The following is a 4,389-nucleotide window of genomic DNA, read 5'->3' as shown; positions in this document are numbered from 1 at the left end:
CGTCTGTCACACCATAGGTGTCGGCAAGGCTTAGCCGCTGCAGCGCCCGGACGACCGAATTGTACATGCCGCCCTGCATGACGATGCCGACCGAGCCGTGCTCCGGACCGAAGAACTCGTTGATCTTGTTTTTGCGGATGAAATCCACCGCCGCCGGCCAGCGTTTCTGCACCTTTTCCTTCTCGTGCAGGAAAGAGGCGGGCGGCAGCACGATGCGGCCGGTGTCGCGGCGCGGCGCGTCGAGCGCATCGGCCACCGTCATGGTCGGCCGCTTGTTGTCCTTGGCGATGAAACGGCCATGGACATGGCAGCAGCGGATGCGGACCTGCAGCATGACAGGCGTGTTGGAAACCTCGGAAAGCTCGAAGCCGTCCTCCACCGCCTTGACGATCGAGGGCAGGTTCGGCCGCGGGTCGAGCAGCCAGACCTGGCTCTTCATGGCGAAGGCGTGGCTGCGCTCCTGCATGATCGAGGAGCCCTCGCCATAATCCTCACCGACAATGATCAGCGCGCCGCCGGTGACGCCGCCCGAGGCGAGGTTGGCGAGCGCGTCCGACGCGACATTGGTGCCGACGGTCGACTTGAAGGTCGCCGCACCGCGGATCGGATAATGCACAGATGCGGCCAGCATGGCGGTGGCGGTGGCTTCCGAGGCGCTGGCCTCGAAATGCACGCCGAGCTCGCCCAGAATATCCTGCGCATCGGCCAGCACATCCATCAGATGGCTGATCGGCGCGCCCTGATAGCCGCCGACATAGCCGACGCCGCATTGCAGCAGCGCCTTGGTGATGGCGAGAATGCCCTCGCCGGAAAACTCCTCTCCGGCGCCGAGCCTGAGCTTTTCGACTTCCTTGGCAAAAGACCGTTCAGCCATGTCAGCCTCCTTCCGTTGCCGCCGATATCCGGCGGCGGCGTACGTCTAGATGTCGTGCTTGCGAATGTTCTTCAGCATCTTCTGCAGCGTCGCGATCAGGGCGGCATATTCAACATCATCGATGTCATCGAACATCGCCTCGAACGCATCATGCATGGCCGGCCAGGCGCGGCCGAACTCGGCGCGGCCGTCGTCGGTCAGGAATACATGGCGGATGCGGCTGTCGGTGACTCCCTGCTCCCGCCGCACAAATCCTTGCCCTTCCAGCGTGTCGAGCGTCCGGCTCAACGTGGATTGTTCGATGACCGTGTAGACCGAGAGATCGTTGACGGTGACGCCGTCGGCCACCGACAGCACGGCGAGTGTGCGCACCTGCGGGATGGTCAGGCCCTGCTTGCGAAAATCGTCGCGCAAGGTGGCGTTGTAGCGGCCCATGATGCGGTTCATCAGATAGGGCGCGAATTGCTGCAGTCCGATCTGGCCCAGTGTCGAGATGCGCTGGCGCTTTTCAACCTTCTGTTCCATCACAGCCTCCCCGCCAGCAGAAAGCCGGAACCGCCGCCAAGCCCGGCGCCGGGATGGGTCGAGGCTCCGATGTGGTAGAGGCCCTTGATCCCGGTGTCGTGATTGCGGCTCGTCTTGAACGGCCGCCATAGGAACGACTGGTCGATGGTCGATGAGCCGCCATAGGGATCGCCGCCGACCAAATTGACGTTGATCGCTTCCAGATCGGCCGGCGAATAGGCGCGGCGTGCAATGACGCTGTCCTTGAACCCGTCGATATGGCTGGCGAGGATCGCTTCGGCACGGTCCGCGTAGGCCTCGCGCAGCGCGTCGGTCCAGCGGCCGTCGGCCGGTGTCTGCAGTTTGCCGGCGGCATCGCCCCTGATATGGCGTGGCGCCTCGGGCAGTTGCAGCCACAGGATCGCCTTGCCTTCCGGACAGCGCGAAGGATCGAGCGCATGCGGCTGGCCGACGCAGATGGTCGGCACCTCCGGCAGCATGCCGCGCGTGGCCTCGTTGCAGGCTTTCGACACGCCGTCGAGCCCCGGTGTCAGATGCAGCAGCGCGACCTTTGCCAGGCCCTCGCCGCGCCATGCGGGCGGCTTGTCCAGGGCATAGTGTATTTGGAAATTGCCCTTGCCGTAGCGGTATTTCTGCGCCGCCTCGAGGTCGGCTTTCGGAGCCGCGTCGCCGAGCAGCCGCCCGTAGAGATGGGTCGGCGTGACCGAGCAGATCACGCTCTCCTTCGCGGTGACCGTTTCGCCCGAAGCCAGCCGTACGCCGGTGGCTCGGCCTCCGCTCTGGATGATGGAGGCAACGTCCCCTTCAGTCCGGATCACGCCGCCGCGCTCCTTGATCAGCGCTTCGAAGGCGGACAGCAGATTCCCAGCGCCGCCCTTGACGATCGGCGCGCCGGCAGCTTCCAGCGCAAAGGCGATAACCCTGGCGATCTGGCCGGAGAACGCGTCTTCAGGCCCAAGGCCGGCATGCAGCACCCAGGGCGCCCACAGCGCCCGGGTGATCTCCGACTGGTAAGTGTTCTCCAGCCAGCCGCGCGCCGGCACCAGCGCATCGCCGAGAAAGGCGGCAAGGCCGCGCGGCCCGCGCCGCCAGGCTTCGCCCGCCAGCAGCCTGGTCGTGGGGTAAGACCACAGGCTGCCGCCGAGCAGCCCGAACAGCAGGCCGGCATTGCGCTCGATCTCGCCGACGTCGCTGCCGTGCCGGTCGCCATCGCCTGCGGCAAGCGCATTGGCAGCCGCGACATTGGCGGGCCGATCGGTGCGCAGGATGGCATAGCTGCCGTCCGGCCGCAGCACGCCGGTGGGCGTGCCGGTGTTGCAGAACTCCAGGCCGTGCCGCGCCAGATCCTTGCCCAGCGCCGCATAGGCAGGCGAGGTGATGAACAGTACGAAGGTCGTCGCCATCACGTCGTGGATGAAGCCGGGCGCGGTGATCTCCTCGGTGCGCATGCAACCGCCGATGCGGTCGTTGCGCTCGAGCACCAGCACCTTTGCCCCCTTGCCGCCAAGCATCGCCGCGCAGACCAGCGCGTTGATGCCGCTGCCGACGATGATGTGATCGGGCGCGTTCATCTGCGATTGCTCCTCGTCCTCGGGAGGTTGGAGTCAATTGCGCGGGTTGGCGTTCCTTCGCGCCCCCCTCTGTCCTGCCGGACAGTCCGGCAGGACAGAGGGGGGCGCCGTAGAGCGACAGCGCTACAAGGCTGCCGCTCCAAATCCGTCACTACAGCATTGCCTACAAGCATGATCTTCTCCCGAAGACCGCCACCTCGTCCTAATGCCTTGGCACCAGCGCCAGTGCGCGGATCGGGCTTCCGGTGCCGTGCTCGATTTTGAGCGGTGCGGCGATCAGGATCGCGCCTTTCGGCGGCAGCCGATCGAGATTGCACAAGCTGGCGAGGCCGTAGCGGTTCGCGTTGTGCATCAGGCTGTGCGCCGGGAATGGCGGCTCCATTCCCCCTGCTTTGCCAGCATCCGTGCCGATCGTCTCGCTGCCCCAGCCCTTGATGTCTTTGCTGATCAGGTACTGGATGGCCTCGGCCGTCGGTCCGGGCGTGTGCGGTCCGGTCTCGTCGGCGTTGAGGAATTCGGCTTCCGAGCCGTTGCGCTTATACCAGTCGGTGCGCATCACCACCCATTCGCCGGCGTTAATCGGGCCGTGCTCGGCTTCCCACGCCTTGATGTGGTCGACTGTGAGGAGGAAATCGTTGTCGGCGGCGGCTTGCTTCGAGCAGTCGATGACATTGACCGGGCCGACGAAATTCTGAACCGGAATGGTGTCGGTGGCACCGTCCGGATAATCCTTGCCGGTAATCCAGTGCTGCGGCGCGTCGAAATGCGTGCCCGAGTGTTCGCCGAGCTTCAGCCAGTTCCATGCCCACCACGGACCGTTCTTGTCATAGTGGGAGATGGCGTGGATCTCGACCTTCGGCGTGTCCACCGCCAGCTCCGGCGGCAGCTTGATCAGCGGCGTGTTGGGCCCGAGCGGCGCCGTCAGGTCGACCACCTGGATGGTGCCTGAAAGAAGCTGGCCGGCGACCTCGCCGAGGAGTTGTTGCGTGTCCATGGTCTCTATTCCCTCTTTCTCGGTGATGATCAAGGCTCTTCGCGGCCCTTAATATCCTACTAGACTAAAACATATGCATCTGCAATTATCTTTAAGCATAAAGGAAATGGGTTGGGTGGGGTGTGAGCGAGTTTGACGCCATATTCGTCGGGGCAGGCCACAACAGTTTGGCATGCGCCGCGCATCTGGCGCTCAAAGGTTGGAACACCGGGATTTTTGAGCGCAGCAAAACTATCGGCGGCGCTGTCCAGAGCCGCGAATTCACGCTTCCCGGCTTCCGGCACGATTTCGGCGCGATGAATCTGAGCCTGTTCGCCGGCTCGGCCTTTCACAAGAAATATGCAAATGAATTGAAAAGCCATGGGCTGGAATTTGCGCCGGTCGCCAATTGCTTTGCCAGCGCCTTTCCCGACGGACGGTGGTTC

The 4,389-nt window shown here is 64.2% G+C and carries 4 protein-coding genes and 1 pseudogene; 1 reads left to right on the top strand and 4 read right to left on the bottom strand.

Annotation, left to right across the window (positions count from 1 at the left end):
• The 4 genes and pseudogenes from EOA85_RS28855 to EOA85_RS28840 all read right to left on the bottom strand — a co-directional run.
• Window positions 1-874 (bottom strand): annotated as a pseudogene (locus EOA85_RS28855) (indolepyruvate ferredoxin oxidoreductase subunit alpha); the annotation flags it as partial.
• Between the two features lie 45 nt (window positions 875-919).
• On the bottom strand, window positions 920-1,399 hold the full coding sequence (locus EOA85_RS28850) for a MarR family transcriptional regulator (RefSeq protein ID WP_127212025.1): 480 nt from the start codon (window positions 1,397-1,399) through the stop codon (window positions 920-922).
• Window positions 1,399-2,970, bottom strand: coding sequence for an NAD(P)/FAD-dependent oxidoreductase (locus EOA85_RS28845; RefSeq protein WP_127212024.1), 1,572 nt, complete (start codon window positions 2,968-2,970; stop codon window positions 1,399-1,401). Before EOA85_RS28845 ends, EOA85_RS28850 begins: the two co-directional genes overlap by 1 nt.
• A gap of 202 nt (window positions 2,971-3,172) precedes the next feature.
• Window positions 3,173-3,964 (bottom strand): cyclase family protein, encoded by a 792-nt coding sequence (locus EOA85_RS28840; RefSeq protein WP_127212023.1) that lies wholly within the window; start codon window positions 3,962-3,964, stop codon window positions 3,173-3,175.
• Between the two features lie 122 nt (window positions 3,965-4,086).
• On the opposite strand from EOA85_RS28840, the gene EOA85_RS28835 reads away from it, so the two are divergent.
• The coding region (locus EOA85_RS28835; RefSeq protein ID WP_164759942.1) for an NAD(P)-binding protein at window positions 4,087-4,389 on the top strand (303 nt) is incomplete at its 3' end.

The organism is Mesorhizobium sp. M5C.F.Ca.IN.020.29.1.1 (assembly GCF_003997375.1).
Taxonomy (GTDB): Bacteria; Pseudomonadota; Alphaproteobacteria; order Rhizobiales; family Rhizobiaceae; genus Mesorhizobium; species Mesorhizobium wenxiniae.
The sequence above is the reverse complement of the archived record's forward strand: the minus strand, read 5'-3'. Positions and strand labels throughout refer to the sequence as shown.

Bases quoted from the DNA above. Each gene is read 5' to 3' on its own strand.
- EOA85_RS28840 (WP_127212023.1), bottom strand. From the start codon at position 3,964: ATGGACACGCAACAACTCCTCGGCGAGGTCGCCGGCCAGCTTCTTTCA.
- EOA85_RS28845 (WP_127212024.1), bottom strand. From the start codon at position 2,970: ATGAACGCGCCCGATCACATCATCGTCGGCAGCGGCATCAACGCGCTG.
- EOA85_RS28850 (WP_127212025.1), bottom strand. From the start codon at position 1,399: ATGGAACAGAAGGTTGAAAAGCGCCAGCGCATCTCGACACTGGGCCAG.